The organism is Halobacterium sp. GSL-19, from assembly GCF_016917855.1.
Taxonomy (GTDB): domain Archaea; phylum Halobacteriota; class Halobacteria; order Halobacteriales; family Halobacteriaceae; genus Halobacterium; species Halobacterium salinarum.
Genome location: NZ_CP070375.1, coordinates 145,474 through 165,201 on the forward strand (window position 1 = coordinate 145,474; position 19,728 = coordinate 165,201).

Genomic DNA, 19,728 nt, shown 5'->3' on the forward strand with positions numbered 1-19,728 from the left:
TTGAGTATTCTGGATATAGCCTGATAAAGCCGTCGCCAAAATATACCGATGTTTATGACACGCGGCGGTTACGCTGTCTCTAACCTCACCTCGATTATGTTTGCGGCTTCCATCACGAGTGCGGGGACTTCCCCCGCGAACTCCGCGTTCTGCAGCCGGGTCTTCGGTGCGGTAACGCTCACTGCGCCCGCGACGTCCTCCGTTCGGCCACGAATCGGTGCGCCGATCGATCTGATGCCATGGATCTCCTCCTCGTCGTTGATCGCGTATCCCTGATCGCGGACGGTCGCCAGTTGCTCGCGGAGGGCATCAGGGCTGCCGATCGGGGTGGACGACTCCGTGCCGAACTCGATCTCCGAGATCAACGTCTCCCGACGGCCTTCGGGCAGGAACGCGAGTATCGATTTGCCCGCCGCACTGGTGTGGAGTTTCCGTGGCGTCTCCCGCATCCGGAGGTGATACTCGGTGGTCACTGACTCCTCGCCCATCGATTCGTAGAGGACGATCTGGCGGCCGTCTGACTCCGTGACGAGGTGAGCCGTGTGCCGAGTCTGGGTCGCCAACTTGTCGATCTCTTCGCGTCCGAGCCGGTAGAGATCAGTACTGTTTCGGGCATAGTTCGAGACCGGAACGAACCAATCCCCAAGCTGGTACGTTCCGTCCTCGTCCTGTTCGGCGATTCCGACTTGCCGCAGGGTTGCCATGTACGTGTGAATCGTCGCTTTCGTTAGGTCGAGTTCGGTGGTCAACTCTTGGAGCGTTATCCCGCGGTGTTCTTTGATCGCGTCGATGATTTCGACCGCGTTAAGAACGGATGTTATCCGTCGCGGCTCACCGTTGTTGGCGGCTTCTGGGTCCATACTACTCGTATGGATAGCAACTGTTTATACTCCCCTGAATACACGGCCAGGGATTGAAACTATCAAAAACACTGTCCCTGATCGTGAGATGGCACTGTTGTGGAGTGTTTCGCCTTGCACAAGCGATTCAGACTACGGTGGGCCCGTGATCGAGTACCGCTGGTTGGCTCTCTAAAACGGTCGATTATACACATTGTAGACGGGTATCGTACAGTAACTGGTGAAACGAGGCTTTAACGATGTCCTAGCAGTGCAAGATTTTGATACTTGAGGGTGGGAATCTGACCCTCGTGGGAGTTTGAAGTACTCAAAAAGAGCATGTAATCACGTCTGATCCGCCTAAATTATGTGTACAGATAGCTGCAGGCACTGCTCTGAATGTCTTTTGCACGACACTCTCGGATTTATTCGTTGTCTACTCGGTGAATTTGAGTACATCAAACAACGCGCCAAGGTCGAAACGCACACCGGGATCATGGATGGTCTACTGGTCGCTCGGGTGGAGCGTCATTCGGGCTGTGATGGCCCGACTAACGCGTGGGTGTCTCGGCACAATTCTCGATCAGCAGGTTTGAATACAGAGAACGAAGCATGCCGAGACGACCATGACGGACCACTGCTGTAAGATCGGGCGCACGATCGCCACCTACGACTTGGGGGAGCGCGCCATCGAAGACGGATTCGACGAGGAACTCGCGGCACGCTGGGTTGGTGACCACGGCTTCCCTGAGACTGCTACACGACCGCTTACGGATTGGTTCAACACGGAGCTGCTGAAATCGGTTTACGACAGCCACAACCGAAAGGCGATCGACGTCCACATCCAATCAGAGTACGATGCCCTCCAATCAGACGACGCGGTGACGCGCGGCGAAATCATCGACGACCTCGCGGACGACGGGATCGACGGAACGGAGCTCACCACCGACTTCGCCACGCGATCAACGATGTACCGCCATCTCACCCAGTGTCTCGGCGCGAACAAAAGCAAACAGCGCTCGAACAGCGACTGGGAATCGGATAAGATCGAATACGCGCGGGACACGATGCGGACGAACGTCGAAGACGTGCTTCAATCCCTTGACCGAAAGGGAGAGCTTCCGAACGGCGCGGACGCCACTGTACGAACACAGATTATTCTCCAGTGCCACGTTGACGGGTGTTCCACGCAGACCCGGCTCAGCCGTGCACGAACACGTGGGTTCATCTGTCGAGCCCATTCAGACGTGGCCTAGAACGTCCCGGTTATTGTTAGTACGCTATTGTTTCCGCGGCTCGGATCATCTAGTGAGTGTATAACATCGCTCCTTTTATTATCGATCTAACTAGAACTCAGAGTATGTGGAACGTAGATGTAACTTGCATCGGTGGCATTCGTTCCGGCGAGGCAACACTGCGTCCCGGCCCAAACATCGTTCAAGCTTCGAACTTCCAGGGCAAATCGAGTTTCCTCGCTGCGATCCAGACCGCAATCGGAACCACCGGGCTGCTCACAGAGGATCACCCGTTGATGGAGAACGAAGACGACGGCAAGGTCACGCTTGAAACCGACGAAGAGACGTACACCGTCTCTCTCACGCGAGCGACCGACAGCGACGAACCCGCGATCTCGCGCAGCGGAACGCCATATCTCACACGGGACCAAGACCAGATCGCTGCTCGCTTGTTCGCTGTTCTGGGCGAGGACAATCCCATCCGTGCCGCCGTACGGGAGGAAAACCAAGAACGCCTGACCGAGCTCTTGAAGAAGCCGCTTGAGACTGAGAACATCGACCTGCGTATCGAGGCGCTCCAGCGCGAGATCAAGGAGCTCGAAGACGAAGTCGCCGCAGCCGAAGCCGCCTCCGCGGATTTGCCCGCGGCACAGCAGAAAGTGACGCGGCTCCAAGGGGAGCTTCGCGACCTCAACGAGACGCGTGACGAACTCGAACGTAAGGTCGACGAAGAGACCGATCAGCGCGCCCTCCGGGACGAACTGACGGCCAAACAGTCGGATCTCGAACGCGAGGAAACCCGCCTCGAACGCCTCGAAAACCAGGTCGACCGCCGGAAAGCGCAACTCGACGACAAGGAGGCGGCGCTCGAATCACTCGACATCCCAGACTCCCCCACAGCAGAGGCGGACATCGCCGAGAAGCAGACCCAAATCGACGAATTAGCAGTGAAAATCGACCTGCTTGACGATCTCCACCGCAGCACCAAGGCGATCATCGACGAGGGAGAAATAGACCTCATAACGGACGTCGAACGCACCCTCTCCGGGGACACGTTCTCGTGTTTCGTCTGCGGCGCGGAGACCACGGCGGAAGCGGTCACCGAGCAGCTGAACGAGATCAGTGACCGACAGGAATCGTTGCGGGAACAGCGGGCCACGCTCACCGAGGAGGTGACTCAGATGCAGCAACGAACGCGTGAGATCGAGTCGAAGCGACAGCAAAAGGCAGAGCTCGAAGACGAGATCAAACGACTCCGCGTCGATATTCAGGAGGACCAACACGAAGTCCGGTCGATCGAAGCGACCATCGAGGAGCTTCAGGCGGAGATCGAACAACGCGAAGCCGAGTACGAAGCGGCTGAGAAGGCGGGCGAATCGCACAGCGCCGAACTGAAAACGACCCAGCAGAAGATCGGCAGCACGGAAACCAAGTTGGATCGAGCCCAAGTCGAACTCGAGCGTATCGAAGCGGAACTGCAGAAGCGAAACGACCGCCAAGAACAGCTAGAGACGAAGCGAGACGAGCTTGAAACCCTCAGACAGCGCCGGAAACAGAAGTACAACGAGCTCGTCAACCAGTTCGACGCAGCGATGGCGGACATCATCGGTCGGTTCGCACCCGGCTTTGATGGGGCGTACCTCGACCAGAAGACCGATGCAAACGACACTGTCGGATTCGAAATCAATCTGGCGCGCGACGGCCACACAACCGATTTAGACACTCTCAGCGAGGGGGAGCGCGAGCTGGTTGGGATCGTGACGGCGCTGGCGGGCTACCGAACGTTCAGTGTCGGCGATCGGGTTCCGTGCATTCTTTTGGATGGTATCGGACAGCTCGCAGCGGAACACATTCGGCACATGATCGAGTATCTAGAGAACACGGCCGAGATCCTGGTGACAACCGCGTATCCCGAAGCTGGATCGTTCGACGGTGAAACGGTGTCACCGGAACACTGGGATGTCATCTCACACGAGACGGCCCAGTCGAGAGACCACCCTCAAATCACGAATTAACAGCGACCGTTGCATTCGGTCGTGCACCATAGAGGCGGGTCGGACGTGTCCGAACGACTCGCTGTACATCGTCTGTTGGGCACGATCGACACTCTCGTGCTTCGTTGAACGCTGTCGCTTTTTATCGGGAAACGCTACTGAGAGTACATTCACTGGCTTCCTACGTCCCGTGGATGGATCGAACCGCAATCTAGGACAGACTTACTATGTCTCAAATTCATGCGGGAGTCTGGTCCATGACCCGTATACAGATACGAGCGACCTTCCATGCTGAACGCTGTGCGCTTTGCAGGAGCTTCTGGTTGTATGGTCTGAGATTTTCAGTGAGAGTCAACAGGCAACGACCCCGTCACCGCACAAAAAGACAGCTACTGCCGATACCAAGTCCATAACCGAGAGATAGCCTGGGAAAGCCCAGCCCCCGCACCATTCCCCAACTCATGTACCGGTACAGGAGACTGCAAACTAGGAGGATACCACAACCTTACAGCACTAGCAACCAAATACTACGTACCCAAAGAAGCAATCCCCGTAGGAAACCAAGACTTCGAAGACAAAAAGAAAAGCTTCGCAACAACCAACGGATTCAACAACATAAGATTCGACCACATCCACCGCGCAGAACTAGACTACCTAAACGGAAAACCAGGAGAAACATACGAAAACCCATACACCCACCAACCCTCAAAATACGACCAACTCAACATCTCAAGAAACAACGCCTACACACAAGCAGTAAACAACACCAACCAAAAAGCAATCAGACAAATATGGAACCCAAGCAACGCAACAGGCCAATACTCGGACGATGTAAGATCAACACTAGACCTCTCCAAAGTAAAGAACAGAGTAAACAGCACTGAAGTATTCAACGGGGGATTCTACCCAAGCTGCAAAACAGGCCTCGAATGGGGTTACACAGGACAGAACTGGAAATGTACTGGTGCTATCGACTGGGACCTAGATCTATACTCGTTTGAACCAGCAGGCACACAGGAGAAAGACCCAGCAGGATACTTCGCAATGCCATGGGAATTTAAGCAAGATCCAGACTTTCTTACCTCATATTATGAGGCTAAACAAGATGAAGACACAGAACCTGAGGCCGCTATTGAGGAAATCAGGACTGTATGTTGGGCCGGTGGCCTTGATCATCAACCGGAGTTTAACTCTGGAAATAAGGGGGAGGAGTGGTTTGCACGTCAGGTAAGTGGAATCGGAGATAATCCTCAGGTACCGGTTCCTGTTATCGGAGAACTTAAATTAGGTAGCAGTGATAATGTTTACTCTTGTAGGCTGGAGTTCGATAACTCTGCTGGTGAGACAGTGACGGGTGAAGGCCAACTTAATGTTGTATCATCGGAAGATGTTGCAGAGCAACAGACTGATGCACAGAGCATACTTACTGGAAGCTATAAGTCTAATCTAAGAAGTAGCTGGTTCAACAAGAATAATGTTTGTGGAGGAGGAAGTACCTGTGCTGTTTCCGGTCAAGTACCATCAAAAGATGATTTATCAGGATCAGTAAACAAAAATCCAGTGATAAATCTCAGAAGAATCTGGCAACAAAAACTTGGTTACAGCTTTAACCAAATGAACTCTGGAGATCTATCTAACTACCTGAAGAACGGAAAGTAAAAAAAGAGAAAGAGAGAGTGAGAAGATGAGTGCGACGATAAGCCGAGGCAGATGTTCGAGATGGCTTTGAATGGATTGGAGCTGGTTTCTACAGAATGGGATGTCCGATACTCCACTGAGGAGGGTGATCACCTTCGTATGTATGTTCCGACGCCAACCGAATTTAAGCAGGGGAGAGAACCTAGAAATGCGATAGACTGGATGAACGGAGCCTATGGATCCAGAAATCGATAGACCGACTAACCGATGTGTCCTTCTTCGGTTTCTAGGCCTGCTGCTTCGAGTATTTGTTGTATATCGTTGACTTGGTTGTGTGCATCTTCCATAGTGTATGGAGGCATTGTTTCTGAAGTTCCGATGGTGAAGTAGTCGTCCGGGTCTTGTGGTGTGTAGTGGATGATAGTTCCGAATGCGGGGGCTTCTCCTGTCCACTCTTCTTTTGTGACGGTTGGTTCGTCGATTGAGATCCCGCCGTTTACTGTTTGGTAGAGTGCTTGGCTGAGGTCGCCTTGACCTCTTGCCATTTCTGCGAGGTCTGCTCCGTCTATGTTTACGAGTATGTCTTCTTCGGAGATCTCATCTAGGGTAGCATCTAGTGCTTTTCCGGGGTTGTCGGCGTGGTTGGCGTAACGGATTCCTGAGTTTTGTTCTCGGATGAATGCGTGGTAGTCGACTACATCATAGCCGTTTTCCTCCAAGGCCTCTCCAGCCTGCCTCATATTTTCCGCGAACCTTTCTTCAAAACTAGATAACATATATAGTTACTAATAGGTAACAAATTTTAAATATATTTTTCCTGGTTGATATAGTGATCGGAGTTCCACATTCTGACCTCTCTAAGGAAATTCTAAAAGAGAGGCAGTAGAGAAGAAAGAAGAACCGTTGAGTATGTGAGGTCGATAAGGAGTTTTTATGCGCCGGCCAGTGTCTGCTGGCCGAGGTCTCCTGTTTTTTCTCCTTCGAGTGTTGCGTCGACTTCTTCGGTACTCATTGAGTAGGATGGGTTGTCGCGGAGGAACTGGTTGAAGTCATCATAATGCCCCTCCTCATCCTTCCAAACATCATCAATAACTTCACTATCCTCAACTACAGCGTACTGCGGATTCTCTGTATCTCCATAGACGACATGATTGTTTTCTTGATCGCGCATGAATTTGTCGAGGATCTTGGACTGGTTGTATAGTTCCTCGAAGTCTGCATCATTCTGGTTGTATGTTCGGAGTTTTTCTGTAAAGTCTTGTAGGTATTCTGTGGTCATACCTAGGGAGTTCTGGTCGTGTGCTGCTACCCCTGCTGCGCTTTCTGGGTGGATTGAGGAGGCCATACCTCTAACGACTCCTGACGCTCTTCTCTTTTCCTCTTCGAAGTTCCATCTTGTGCTGTCGCTGTGTTCGTCCCAGCCGAATCGTAGTGGGTGCCAGTATCGGTTGAACTCATCGTGATCGGGATTAAGGTAGTTTGAATCCTCGACCAGTGGGTGGAGTTGGCTTCCTCTTGTTTGTGGTGTTGATGTTACTGGTTTGCTGACTGTTTCCATGATACGGAGTTCGTCAGTGCCGTCCGCGTTTTTTCCGTAGATGAGGCCGTTTCCGTGTTCGTCAAGGTCAAAGTCCCAAGCGTGGGCTTCTAGTTCGGTATTGTTTTTCTCTCCGATTGTTTGTTCAATTGTCTGTTCAAGTACAGGCGCATAGATGAAGTCTTCGCTGCTGATTGGTCCTGAACCTGTTTTGTATCTTTGCCAGTTGAATAGGTACGGGTGCAGCCAGTCAAGTGCATCTCCGAGTGTTTCTGAGTCGGCAAATTCCTGGTATTCAAAGCTACCTACGTCGCCCCGGAATCCTCCTCCATTCGGGTATCTGTTTATAGCTAGGTCTCCTGATTTTATTGCTTGTATTTCTGGGTTGCCGGTGTCTGTGCCGATGCTGTCGACTAAATTCTTGGCCTCACTGTCTTGGTAGTCTGATTCTAGTGTTTCGTAGTCGTTGTCGTGTCGCCATTCTAGTGCGGTTAGGTCGACGCCTAGTTTGTCGAATTCTAGGTTTTGGTGGCTGTTGTAGGAGTTGAAGACTGGATCTTCCTCTACGAATCCTCCGCGGTCTTTGAGGTAGTTGTCTTCGTCAGCGTTTTCTTGGATGGTTTTCCGTAGTTCTTCGTTTTTCTCCGGTATTATGTCTAGTTTGTAGTTGCCGGGTGTTTTTTTGGTTGTTTGTGTGGTGTCTTCGGCTTTGGCGTTGTTTTTCTGTGCTGTTGCTTTGAATTCTTGGTTGCCGGTCAGCATTTGACCTGGTTGTACGGTAACGCTTGTTCCGTTCCATTGTTCTGAGTCCTGGCTGATCTCTACGTCTCCGTTGCTGACTGCGGCTTGTGTTGGCTGTCCGCTGGTCTCGACGGAGAATTGGGCTTGGAACTCTTCGATGCTCTTTGAATCGGTCCAGATCGAGGGTAGTTGAGCTGGTTCTGCTTCTACAGAAATGCTGATCGAGATCTCCGGCGGGTCGCTGGCTGTGTTTTCGCTCTGATCGGGCCCATCGGCCGCGGGTGCTGTACCGGAAAGGCGACTACAGCCTGCGAGACCGACGGCCACCCCACTCCCGAGAAAAGAGAGGACAGCCCGGCGACTTGGCGACCTCTTATCCATACCAGATGGTTCTACTGGAACCACATAAACGTCGGGTGAGTGATGAGAACGCGATGGCTCCAACCCCCCAGTTGATTCCTGAACGGCGAGCGCGGCGATTAACCGATACATCTCTGTTGGAATTGAATCGTGAGAGACACTGTGATCTGGCGAATCGGTTCTCGCGGCAGTTCGAACAGTGCGACTCCAGACAAAGGCAGTCTCTGATGCGTATCCTGATTGGCATTCAGCGCCGTATTCATTCGTTCCGATTGTACGATTGGCTTTCCTATCACAAGACGATTAGCGAGAGCTACCAGTCACTTGCAGCGTATCCTGGACTCGCTACTACTGGATTTGGAGAAACTACCCGACCGATTAGCACTCTCACGGACTTGGCGCAATAGATTCGACGACGAGGCACAGGAGGTCATCGAGACGGCGGCACACTTTCTCGTCAAGGAAATCTACACCAAGATAACCTGACTGCGGCAGCCCGGCCCAAGAGCGACGCTACACTGGTTGAGGCCGAAACAGAGGGTCAGGAGGGTCCAAGTGAGAGTTTAGCGATGCGGAAATCCGTCTGAAAACGCGGTTAGCACGGGAGCACACGTTCAGTGGGTTTGTTCCGAAAGAGTAGCTAACACGAGTCACGACAACTCTCGGCTTTTCGAATTGCAGACGTTTTTGATCAAGCGGTGTCCCAGTCACATCGGCGGCTACGTTGGAAGCTTCGTTTCACGGCCTGTAACGGCCACTATTGACATCACAACTGTCCCGTATTACGGAGATGTCGAGGAGATGGATGGTGAGTGGGGCTGAAAACGACGACAAGTGAGCGTTCAAGTCCGCTACGTTGTCTGCGGTCGGATATAACGTGCTGTTGATATTGGCTGTTGAACATCGATGTGAACTATTTGATCCCGACACACTGGCAAACTGAAGAGGACGTTCCTGAGAAAATGACGGCACAGGGTGAGGAAAGAGCAGTAGAGCGAAACGGGTTGAAGTGGAATCCGTGTCACACGAGTGTCGATATCTCTACCTATTGTCGTCGAGCGGTGAGGGGACGGCGGTGTCCGTGACGAACGTGGATGTTGGGCCAGATACGGCGGTGTCGTTCCGTCAGCGGTACAGCCGGCCCTGACAGATTGGAACAGAGTACAAGTAGTTAAAGAGTGGTTTTCTGGGAAAACGTCGTCGAAGGATTACCGGGTGCGGCTGTTCTATTTGCTGTTTGCGGCTCTCTCGTATAACGTGTGGCGAGTTATAACTTTCCTCCCACAGCGGCTGTGAGTTCGGTTGAGGGGTTCGAGTACAGTACCGACAGCTGGTGAGTGTGCAGCGGTTATCGCCGCTGGATTAGATCCGCCCGATAGCGTACGAAGACGGGCCGAGTTCGCAGGGTGGCGAGTGACAATGCTGTGTGTTTTCTCGATGAGTCGTGAGGGAGGTGGCGAGTAACCGTATGATGAGTGTGAGGAGTTGGTTTGGATGGTGTGGGTACGGTTTTGTAGCGCACAATTCGATACGGAGGAGCTAGTTTCGACTCATTCTCCGAAACTGCGGGTCAACAACACCCAGGAAAAAGATATCGCGGTATGTAATTTATATCGAGGGGTTGTCCTCGTCTCCATCCCACGAACGCGGCGCCGGGTCCACGTCTTCGATCCCCGCTGTAGCCTTATCACCGAGCTTCCCGGCTTCGATGTGTGAATACCGCTGTCGAACCATCTCCTCGGAGTTATCCAGGTACCGAGCTGCAACGGTATACCCGAACGACCGCACGAGGATTTCTCCCATCCCGCGACGCCCACCATGGGGCGCGAGATAGTCGTGGTTCGGATCCGAAACATCGATGTCAGCCGCGTCTGTGAGGCGGTCAAGCACGTTTCGCGCCCCTTCCGTGGTCATCGACTGTGGCCGAACGCTCTCATCAAGCGCCAACAACAAGTCACGTGCATGGGTTGCCCGGCGACGCTCGATTTCCTCGTCGGTGACCCCTCGATCGGCCAGCGTCTCTCGAAGCAGGTTCCCCAGACTCCGCGGGCTAAACGTCGGGAAGACGGGCCAACGGTCGGAGGGCGGATCGAGTAGAGACCGGTATGCTTCGAGTGGCTGGACAACTGGATCCGGCAGACTTGCCGTATCCCACTGCTGTTTTTTCCGGTAGACGGTGATGCTTCCGTCGTCGACGTTGACTTCTTCCCACCGAAGCCCCCGTCGACGAGGATCGGATGGATCTCGGAGTAGTTCCCCGATTCGAACCGCGGTGTAGGCAACCACGTACACGAGCGCTCTATCCCGTGCCGCCTTGATCGCGTAATATCTGCTGCTGGCGCGCTCCCGTGACTCCGCACCTGTCTGACGGTGTCGTTGGAGTGCGGTTTTGAACTGTTCTGTCACGAATTCAGTGAGCTGATGACGGTGATCCGGACTCCATGCTTGCTGATCTCCAGGGCGGCGCCCATCGTCGTCCGGCAGTGGTCCCCGAGCTGTCGAGCGCTTCGCGTAGTGCACATCGAGATACCCCTCCGTCACACACCACCCAGTCCACGAGGACAGGTAAGCGTAGTACGTCTGTGTAGTGTTTTGCTTCAACCCGCGCTCGTTGGCGAGATACCGTGCATAGTCGCGGAACACTGTCTCAGAAAGGTCGCTAAACCGTGGCTCGCGGCTGTCAGCCGCCGGGACAACTCCGACCCATGAGTCCGGTCCTCCGCCACCGCTCGCCCAGTCACGGAATTGATTGAGCTCTCGCTCAACGTTCCGCCGGTAATGGCCGCCCTCTCCGTCGCGACCCTTGCCGATGTCTCGGAGATATGGCTGGAAGCTCGCTTCGATCCGAACCCCGGATTTGTTACGCGACACCGTGATTCCCCCGACCAGACAGATCCCGTGTGTTGGCGTTGATTCGCCACCAAAGCAGCCGTAGCGGCTCGTATTGGCTCGATTTCATCGGTAATCAGCTATTGCCAGCGCTAGCTCTGTAAAGATTGGGTGTGATTAGCGCAGTAATCACACCCATTTGGGTGAGAGCTGTTCTCTACATACTAATGAGATAGCACGCTTTACACAGCAGCTATCGAACGACCAGTAAATCTTATACTGATATATAGAATGCAGTCACCTGATGTTCACAGATTCGGCGTTTGGATTTCTACAAACCACCAACCAGACGATATATGGCACGTCTTGCAAATCAAAATTGTACTACCGCTCACAACGGATGGGCGCGAAATGAGGCTACCTCGAGTTCTTGGACAGCGTTGACAACTTCAGTGTCGTCCGGCATTGTCTTCAGGTATCACCGCATTCGAACGTAGTATTCGGCGGCGGCTATCACCCCGATAACAGCGGGGAAGAACGGCCAGACGCCGAAGTAGAATACTGTGAAATCTTCCATCGAGCCGCCGGGAAGCCGGTCTGCAAAACAATATGCGGTAAGCAATACTGTGAGGATGAATGGAAGGACCAGCTTGTGTTCTAGGTACAGGTAGATTGGGACAGCACCGAGGAGGAATGGACCGATAATCCAGTACGCCCAAGCTCCAACTGAGTCAGAAGGGTGGTTCGTGGTCCAGGACCGCTTCCGCCAAGATAACTGAACTCCCACCAGTTGAGGAGAATAGAATGGAGGACTCCACCAACGGTGGCAAGGAGGACGCGATTGTTTACGGGGGACATCAAGTTATTCTTGTTGTTTCTGCTCATATACGCTTTCGCTGTCCATCCCATCCTGACCGGGAATACTGAAGTCCCTCTGTACTGACCGAAGCTGCTCAACCAATCGAGGCAGAATATCACCAACCGGCTGGAAGTGAACCAGCTGCTCAGTAAGTGAGGATACCGTACAACTGGGTCGTTTCCGATTACTTGAACACGAAATACCCTGCCCGGCCTATCAGCGGGAATCCTGCCCGTTTTCCGAGTCGGAGCGGCGAAGACGGTATCGCCAAATCACGCCGTAGAGTCCATAGCCAATTAGCACGATTGTCGGCACGATTACGGAGTTGCTGAGGAATGGCTTGGTTCCATACACGAACCAAACAACAAGGAGAGTGCCAAGAAGTGCAATCGGCGTGACGACGATTCGCGCCAAAATGGGGTCAATCGGAACGAATTGAGGTGTGACCTTCTGAATGGAGACTTCAAGACCCATCTCTTCGAGTTGTAATTTGACGTCATCGATCTGTGCTGCAGTAATCGTTGCATCCGGCGGCTTAGAGAATATCGGCCCAGTATAGTGTAGATTCACGAGGGCAACGTCGGCAAGCTGGATGATTGAGACGTGACCGACATCATCAGCATCAACCGGTGAATACTGCCCCCCGCCGTATGGTTTCGATTTTACTAGCGTTCGCTCAGCAGTATCGACGCGTAATTGCGAGTTTGCGAACTCGTGGCTAAACCACAGGAGCAATAATGAGATGGCGAACGGTAACCCAGCGGCAGCCGTGATAAACACGTCGTGAACTGGAGATAGCAGGAGGCACGCAAGCGGTAACCCGATGACAAGCCCTGCCCACAATCGGGTACTTAGTGTCAGTGTTGCGAACGCAAACCGCGTTGGAGCGTCCCGAGCCCGAGCAAGTTGCACACCATAGACTTCGTCTGTATCTGTATTTTGCTCCATCTTACCCTAGCACATCGATTGTAGCGGAGCAGTCATCCTCATCATAGATATTCGATAGTGCCGTTCATGTAATAAAGCTGCTCCCTATACTCAGCTCTCAGGAGATCGTTTTCACTCACTACTCCCTTCGACTTGATCGTCCGCAATAGCTCAAGAGATTTTTCATGCGTTCGAATTTGGCTTCACGGCGTGCTTCCTCTGACGGAGCTTTCGGGACGAGCGATGCGCCCTCTGGTAGGTCAACATCCTCGCCCTCCAGGAGGTCTGAATCCGCGACCATCTTGCGGATCTCCATATCTCGGTTGAGCTTCCCGATCAGCTGCTCGAAATTACAAATCTCCCGCGAGAAGAGTTCTCACCGGCGGACCTAGCGACGATCTATCATTGCAGGTGGGAAGTTGAGTCGTTGTTCCGCGAACTCAAGACGCAATATTCGTTGGCCGAGTTTACCACGAGCAAGGAATACAGTCACGTAGATTTTCCGTCGTACCAGAGAGTAGAATGGGGATGGGTTAGAGTCCGAGTTTGCGAAGGACGTACCACGTGAACGTCGGTACAGCACCCGCTATGAGGAGGACACCTGCGACGACGACGGACTCTGGGGCTGCTGCTGCCGAAAGCAACTCTCCGGTCGCTAACACGCTGGTTCCGGTTGTCAAGCCGAGAAGCGTGTATCCGAGAAGTGGACGACGGAGATCCTCTTCAAGCTCGTTTCGAACGTCTGTTAGTGTGTTTTTTACCATCGTTTCAAATATTCTCTAATAACTGTTCCAGACAGTAGATACTTGTAACCACATAGTTATGACGAAACCTGATCGACTACATGGGGGGCTGACGAACTGCTCGCAGAGGCCCAAGCTAACATCAACGAAATTCAACTTCCGGCACCTCCACGAGTCCCAGCGAGGAGAATTGCGACGATTGGTTTCCCCACGAGTACGGGCCTGTCTCACAGGTTCCCGAACACGGGTGAGTTAGATGCCTTGATCGAAAATTGGTGGTGAGGGAATACCTGGCAGTAAGCTATTTAGATATATGGCTACTTGTTAGAAAAAATGTCATCGGGTAAGTCACGACGGCGAGTCCTCGCGGGTGCCGGTAGTGTCATACTCGGCGGGAGTGTCGCAGCCTTCGGCACTGACGCCATCACCGTCAACGGAAACGCAACTGGCTCCACCCAACTCGGCGCTGATGACCTTACCGCCGGAACGATTCCGGCGAGTGCAGACACACTCGCCGTGGCTCAGATCAACCGAGGAGAGCCTCCGGAGCCTGTCCGTGCCGTCGCCGGATCCGTCGCCGAAGCTCTTCCGTTTGCTTCAGTTCCCGCTCGACTCCGTAGGCTGATGTCCACGGGTTCGTCCCAGGCTGTCGATGCGTCGCGCATCGGAAAACTCGCATTCATCGGTTCTGCCGGTGGTCGTGGTGCGGTCGTCGTCTGGGCAAACTGGACGGAAGAACACTTCGCTGACTTCGTCGGTGTCGATAGTTCCACCGATCGCCAGGCTGAGATGCGCCACGGTCGGCCAATGTACACCACCGGGGAAACGGCCGGGAGCGTGCTCGCAGAGACCGCGTTCGTCGTCGGCGATCCGTCCATCGTCGTGGACACTATCGGAGTCTGGCATGGTGATATGGACCCAGTCGGCGGATCGACTCTTCGGACGTACTCCCTGACCCAGCGACAGTCCCCGTTTCGGTTCAGCCTCGGTGACATTCAATTACCGTGTAGCTCCGTTAGGCCTGTTCGGAAACCACCAGTGTACGACCACGTTACACGTCGGTATGGGGCTATCTCGGACGACGGAGAGCTTCGTGTGTCAATGACGCTGGACTCACAGGCACCCACCACAGCACTTGCAGCCGCGCTCCGTCAAGACCTTGGGCTTGCCGGAGCGGCGGCTGCTCGGGTAGACCTCCCAAGTGATGCCGTTTCGGCACTCTCTGTCCATGAGGAAGCCAACGCCGTGGCAGTCCAGTTCTCTCCCACGGATAGACCACGCCAGGGTACGCTTACCGATCTCTTCTGTTCCCTTTCCCAGCTCGTCACAGAGGAGTGACGAAGGGTTCCATCCGGAGACGCACAGGAAGCCGACGACGGCCGTACCGTTCTCGGTTGTGTCGATTTCCCAGTTCTGATTGTTGACAGCGAATGGCTGACTCCCTGGGTAGCGAATTTTCCCAATCCTTACGGATAATCAAGGAGAAAGCCCCCGTCCTCCAAGGCGGGGACGAATCCGACAATAGACTACACAGTCAACCGTCGATAGAAAGGCCGGATATTCCACGCTCAAATACACATCTTCAAGCAGGTTTGTCTACATAGGTTACGTACGGCGAAACGGGTCGTCACTCGCACCTACACTGCTTCCATCAGGAATCAGCCACAGGTGTCCGACGACCTCGATCCGCTCGGGTTCGTCGCCTCGAAACTCTGGAACGTCGGACGGTGGGGCTGTGAACGAGTGTGGTCTGAGATAGGCTACATTCCCGGTCACAACGAGCTCACCGCGTACCTCAAGTCGCACGAACGCTATGATGACCTGCATTCGCAGTCAAGTCAGCGAGTCCTCCAAGAACTCGCTGAAGCGTTCACCGGCTGGTACGGCAAACGACGCAATGAGGACACGAGAGCAAGCCCGCCGAGATACCGCAAACACAGCGATGACAACCCACGAAGTACAGTCACGTTCAAAGCCGCTGGCTTCAAACTCGACACCCAGTACAACAGAGTCCGACTCTCGAAAGGCTCGCCCCTCAAAGAGTATTGGTCGGACTTCATCCTCTGCGAGTACCAGACCCAGCCTGATGTTGACCTCTCTACCGTGGAGAGCGTCCAACAGGTTCGGGCTGTTTGGACGGGTAGCGAGTGGGAACTGCACTTCGTCTGCAAGGTCGAAACCGAAGTGAGTACCCCGGTGAGAAGACCGTGGGTGTTGACCTCGGCATCAACAGCTTCGCCGCACTCGCCTACGAAGATGGTCACAGCGAGCTGTACCCGTTGAACCGCTTGAAGCAGGACGACTACTACTTCAGCAAGCGCCTCGCCTGCTGTGACGACTCTGACTCCGAACAAGCCACGCGATTGAACCAGAAGAAGTCGGATCGTCGCACCCACTATTTCCACACCCTCTCGAAACACATCGTTGAACGGTGCGTTGATGAAGGAGTGGGAACGATTGTTGTGGGCGACCTCTCTGGCATTCGTGAGGATGAGGAGAACAACGAGTCAAAGGACTGGGGCAAGCACGGGAACCTCGACCTGCATTCGTGGGTGTTCGACCGTTTCACCTCGATGTTGGAATACAAGGCCGAGATAGAGGGCATCACGGTCGAACAAGTATCTGAGCGGGACACGTCGAAGTCGTGTTCGTGCTGTGGTCGCAAGCGCAAGGCGAATCGTGTTGAACGCGGGTTGTACGTCTGCGATGACTGCGAGACGGTGGCGAACGCGGACGTGAACGGCGCGGAGAATATTCGGCAGAAAGTTCTCCGAGTTCACCGAGCCTTTCGGTGGATAGAAGTAACGGCTGGTTGGCACAGCCATCAACGTACTTGTTCGATTCAGAGAGCGGCTGCTTCGCACCGCGAGAACAAGTCACGTCGTAAACCACAATATCCCAACGGCAGTCGGGAATCCTCGCCCTTCAGCGCGGGGAGGATGTCACTCCGGTATCGCTTGGCGATTCATCCGCTTCGTAGGCCTCGTCGGTCGTGACTTCGAGGAAGACATCTTCGAGGGTGCTCTCGCCGCCCGCTTCCATGCGGTCTTTGAGTTCCTCGGGCGCTCCCTCCGCGACTAATTCGCCGTCGTAGAGAATCCCGACCTCAGTCGCCAACTCCGCCACGACTGGGAGGATGTGTGTTGAGAGGAAGACCGTCCGATCACCAGCGGCTAATTCGGTGATCGTGTCTCGGACAGTGCGCGCCGCCCGCGGGTCGAGTCCGCTGGTTGGTTCGTCGAGGATAACGACATCAGGCTCGTGCATGAGTGCCTGAACCAGCCCAGTCTTCTGTTTCATTCCCTTGGAGTACGTCGAAATCCGGTCGTCTGCGTCACCCGTCAAATCAAACCGATCCAGCAACTCCTCGATGCGATCTTCGATCTCGACTGGGTCCATATCGCGGAGGCCGCCGTGGTACTCCAGTTGTTCACGGGCGGTGAGTTCGTCGTAGATCGGTGGCAACTCAGGTAAGTACCCGATGTGGGGAATGATTGCCTGTCGGTTCGTGATGGGGTGGCCGGCGACGTGGCCGGCGCCGCTGGTTGGCTCGGTGAGCGCCGTCAGCATGCGGATTGTCGTCGTTTTCCCCGCGCCGTTCGGCCCGAGAAACCCATATACGTGGCCCGCTTCGATGGCCAGAGTAAAGCCTGAAACGGCTGTCGTATCGCCGTATTCTTTCGTGAGATCGTCTGTGGTGATCGCCAGGTGGTCGGTCATTACTTGATGTGTTGAATTTCGCCCGTATTGAGAGTGCCCTTGTTATCAGCGAACGTAGACGATACGTACGTTTCGCTGATCAGCCTCCCGGAATTATTATCTTCCGTTTATGATGAACAGTTGGCTATGAGCGAGACCACGTTCACGGATGCGCCGCGAAGTCAACAGGTTAGATTCATCCCCGGTGCGGTAGTGATCGCTGTCGCAATAGCGGGGGCCCTCTCTTTCCGCCGCCAGATGACATGCGAACTGTCTTCGCCATCGTCGTAGGCCGCCTCACCGCGGCACTCCGCAATTGGGCGGTTTTAGCTCGTCGCCAAACACCAACCGTTCTGAGAGCGCAGTTGTTTAGTAATTCTTGACCTCGCGGCTCTGTGAATACCGATTGGATAGATACTGCTTGTGTCGAAACAGCTGTCACTGGAACCATATCCAAGTATTATTTCATGTTGGACTTCTTTAATTAGGATATTGGGGGCGTGACAGGCACGCGCTCTGTACGTACCGATTCAGTCGCTTCAGCTTCAGGATCGTCTGAATGACGAAACCGCGCTAGCAACCACTGTTACTGTTCTCATTCGCACCGTTTAGAATCCCGCCATGGCTGGATCTCGTGGTCATGGGAGGGTGTACTCGTTGAATCGGGCGACTGCCCGTCGATAAGCCAGAGCCGCTACGGCGATAGCGAAAAGGCTGGTCACGATGAGTGCCCCGATTCGAACTACTGGCATAGAGGCGCCGAGTGCCGTCGCTACTGGCCCGCCGACGAATCTGGCTCCATACACCATGTATGCCGGAACACAGACGAGTCCAACGACTGCGAACACCTTTCCCCACTTGAAAACGCCACCACTCTCGGTGTACGCTGTGATGTCGGTGAATGGGATTGCCTCTACTCGGATCGCATAGTACGGCGCATCCAGGCCCAGCATAGCCGAAACCACCACGCTACACGCGATGAGCACGATACCTACAACACCCAGCACCAGCAGTTCAACGCCAACAAGTGGACTCCCAAGGCCCAGCAAGAGAACCACCAGCAGTGTGAACGGGCCGCTAATCGTGACGCCAGCGAATACGGTCCCCCGAATGAAGTGTCGTCCCGACACCGAGGTGAGCGTCATCGGTAACGATGCGTATTCGGTTCCAACCAGCTCGGCTCCGAAGGCGAGTGCCGTTCCGACCGCAGACAGAAATACGAGTCCGACAAGTGCCACGCCAGGCACCTCGCCAGCGGCGAAGATCGGGAGAAACACGAGTGGGGCGAGCATGAGCAGATAGCCCTGGAAGAGGAGTCCAATGGGGACACGGCGCTCTTGGAGCCAGCGCTTCCGTGCGACCGTCAACACCGGCCGCGACACCCAGCCGGCGAACAGCCACTCGGCGAGGCCTGCGCCGACCAGAGACCGGGAGCGGTGAAGTACTGACCCGCTGACGCGGTCAGCCGTCCAGACACGCTCAGTCAACGCGATCGTGGTTCCCATTAGGACGGGAAATCCCACAACAGTCACGCCGAGCGCACTGAGACCGCGAGCTGGCTCAGTGGGGACGTCTGTCAGCCCGAACAGGGCAAGATCGACGAACCACCCCGGCGGGACTACTTGAAGCCAGTCACAGGCACCTTGATTCGAGACGGGGCCCTGGAGTATGGTGATCCAGATGAGGAACCCGAGAATGAAAGTGAGGACGTAGGTGTAATTCTTGTATCGCCGGAGGCGCGGCGACCGGCTCGTAGCGAGTTTCGTGGCCAGACTGAGGACAATACCGAGCAGGGCGGCGAGCGTGACAAATCCCACAACCGCGACACCGACGGTAACGGCCGTAGCGGGTGTTTGTGAGCCGAGTGCGAGCCCAACGGCGACAGCGAGAGCTGGGAGGAACACCGGGACAGCCACTTGGCGGTACACGGTGAACACCAGTCCAAGCGCCGCCTCGTGCGCGCCGACCGTCGTCAACAGGTAGCCCGTATCGAGACGCTCATTCACGCTTGACGTCCGCTGTATTCCCAGCGAAAGAAATGTGATGAACCCCGCAACTGCTGCGGTCTGAATGGCGCTGACCGGCAGTGTGAAGTCGCCACGAGCTATCAACTTCCCAATTAAGTATGCGCCGGTGCCGCCCCCGATAGAGAGCACAATGAGGGTGATCATACGGAGCGCCCGCCACGTAGCGGAGTGGCCGGGTTGGCGCTTGTTCCGCGTGCGTTCGATGCGCGCGATTTGGAGGGCGTGGCGGAGCCAGGAACGAACGTTCACTATTGTGTTGGGATACTTACACAGCACTCACAAAAAAGTATCTTACAACCT

At 54.5% G+C, this 19,728-nt stretch carries 11 protein-coding genes and 3 pseudogenes; 6 read left to right on the plus strand and 8 right to left on the minus strand.

Going from position 1 to position 19,728, the window contains the following annotated elements:
• Positions 1-68: 68 nt before the first annotated feature.
• On the minus strand, positions 69-860 hold the full coding sequence (locus JT689_RS00680; RefSeq protein WP_176705202.1) for an IclR family transcriptional regulator: 792 nt from the start codon (positions 858-860) through the stop codon (positions 69-71).
• A 605-nt stretch (positions 861-1,465) separates the two neighbouring features.
• On the opposite strand from JT689_RS00680, the gene rdfA reads away from it, so the two are divergent.
• The 3 genes from rdfA to JT689_RS00695 all read left to right on the plus strand — a co-directional run bounded on the left by rdfA (position 1,466) and on the right by JT689_RS00695 (position 5,727).
• Entirely contained in the window at positions 1,466-2,095 is a 630-nt protein-coding gene (gene rdfA, locus JT689_RS00685; protein WP_176705203.1) for a rod-determining factor RdfA, read from the plus strand.
• 104 nt (positions 2,096-2,199) lie between these two features.
• The gene (gene sph1 / locus JT689_RS00690) at positions 2,200-4,089 is read left to right on the plus strand and encodes an SMC-like protein Sph1 (RefSeq protein ID WP_205250658.1); all 1,890 of its coding nucleotides are present in this window, start codon (positions 2,200-2,202) and stop codon (positions 4,087-4,089) included.
• 1,023 nt (positions 4,090-5,112) lie between these two features.
• Complete coding sequence (locus tag JT689_RS00695; protein ID WP_205250659.1) at positions 5,113-5,727, plus strand: hypothetical protein; 615 nt, start codon at positions 5,113-5,115, stop codon at positions 5,725-5,727.
• A 239-nt stretch (positions 5,728-5,966) separates the two neighbouring features.
• Here JT689_RS00695 and JT689_RS00700 read toward each other — a convergent pair whose 3' ends face one another.
• From JT689_RS00700 to JT689_RS00715, 4 genes are all read right to left on the minus strand, one after another.
• The gene (locus JT689_RS00700) at positions 5,967-6,482 is read right to left on the minus strand and encodes a hypothetical protein (protein WP_205250660.1); all 516 of its coding nucleotides are present in this window, start codon (positions 6,480-6,482) and stop codon (positions 5,967-5,969) included.
• 155 nt (positions 6,483-6,637) lie between these two features.
• On the minus strand, positions 6,638-8,365 hold the full coding sequence (locus JT689_RS12315; protein WP_229373312.1) for a hypothetical protein: 1,728 nt from the start codon (positions 8,363-8,365) through the stop codon (positions 6,638-6,640).
• 1,587 nt (positions 8,366-9,952) lie between these two features.
• Positions 9,953-11,215: a phage integrase SAM-like domain-containing protein gene (locus JT689_RS00710; protein WP_205250661.1), complete on the minus strand. Its 1,263-nt coding sequence runs from the start codon at positions 11,213-11,215 to the stop codon at positions 9,953-9,955.
• Between the two features lie 1,033 nt (positions 11,216-12,248).
• Positions 12,249-12,980, minus strand: a complete 732-nt coding sequence (locus tag JT689_RS00715) for a hypothetical protein (protein WP_205250662.1) — start codon at positions 12,978-12,980, stop codon at positions 12,249-12,251.
• A gap of 322 nt (positions 12,981-13,302) precedes the next feature.
• Between JT689_RS00715 and JT689_RS00720 the strand changes: the two are divergent.
• A pseudogene (locus tag JT689_RS00720) lies at positions 13,303-13,437 on the plus strand (transposase); the annotation flags it as partial.
• A gap of 598 nt (positions 13,438-14,035) precedes the next feature.
• Complete coding sequence (locus tag JT689_RS00725; protein ID WP_205250663.1) at positions 14,036-15,040, plus strand: hypothetical protein; 1,005 nt, start codon at positions 14,036-14,038, stop codon at positions 15,038-15,040.
• A gap of 9 nt (positions 15,041-15,049) precedes the next feature.
• Here the strand turns inward: JT689_RS00725 and JT689_RS12480 are convergent.
• Positions 15,050-15,169 (minus strand): annotated as a pseudogene (locus tag JT689_RS12480) (RNA-guided endonuclease TnpB family protein); the annotation flags it as partial.
• A 111-nt stretch (positions 15,170-15,280) separates the two neighbouring features.
• On the opposite strand from JT689_RS12480, the pseudogene JT689_RS00730 reads away from it, so the two are divergent.
• A pseudogene (locus JT689_RS00730) lies at positions 15,281-16,589 on the plus strand (transposase).
• A gap of 38 nt (positions 16,590-16,627) precedes the next feature.
• Here JT689_RS00730 and JT689_RS00735 read toward each other — a convergent pair.
• Both JT689_RS00735 and JT689_RS00740 read right to left on the minus strand, forming a co-directional pair.
• Positions 16,628-17,422, minus strand: coding sequence for an ABC transporter ATP-binding protein (locus JT689_RS00735; RefSeq protein WP_205250664.1), 795 nt, complete (start codon positions 17,420-17,422; stop codon positions 16,628-16,630).
• A 617-nt stretch (positions 17,423-18,039) separates the two neighbouring features.
• Positions 18,040-19,572: a hypothetical protein gene (locus JT689_RS00740; protein WP_205250665.1), complete on the minus strand. Its 1,533-nt coding sequence runs from the start codon at positions 19,570-19,572 to the stop codon at positions 18,040-18,042.
• Positions 19,573-19,728: the final 156 nt, after the last annotated feature.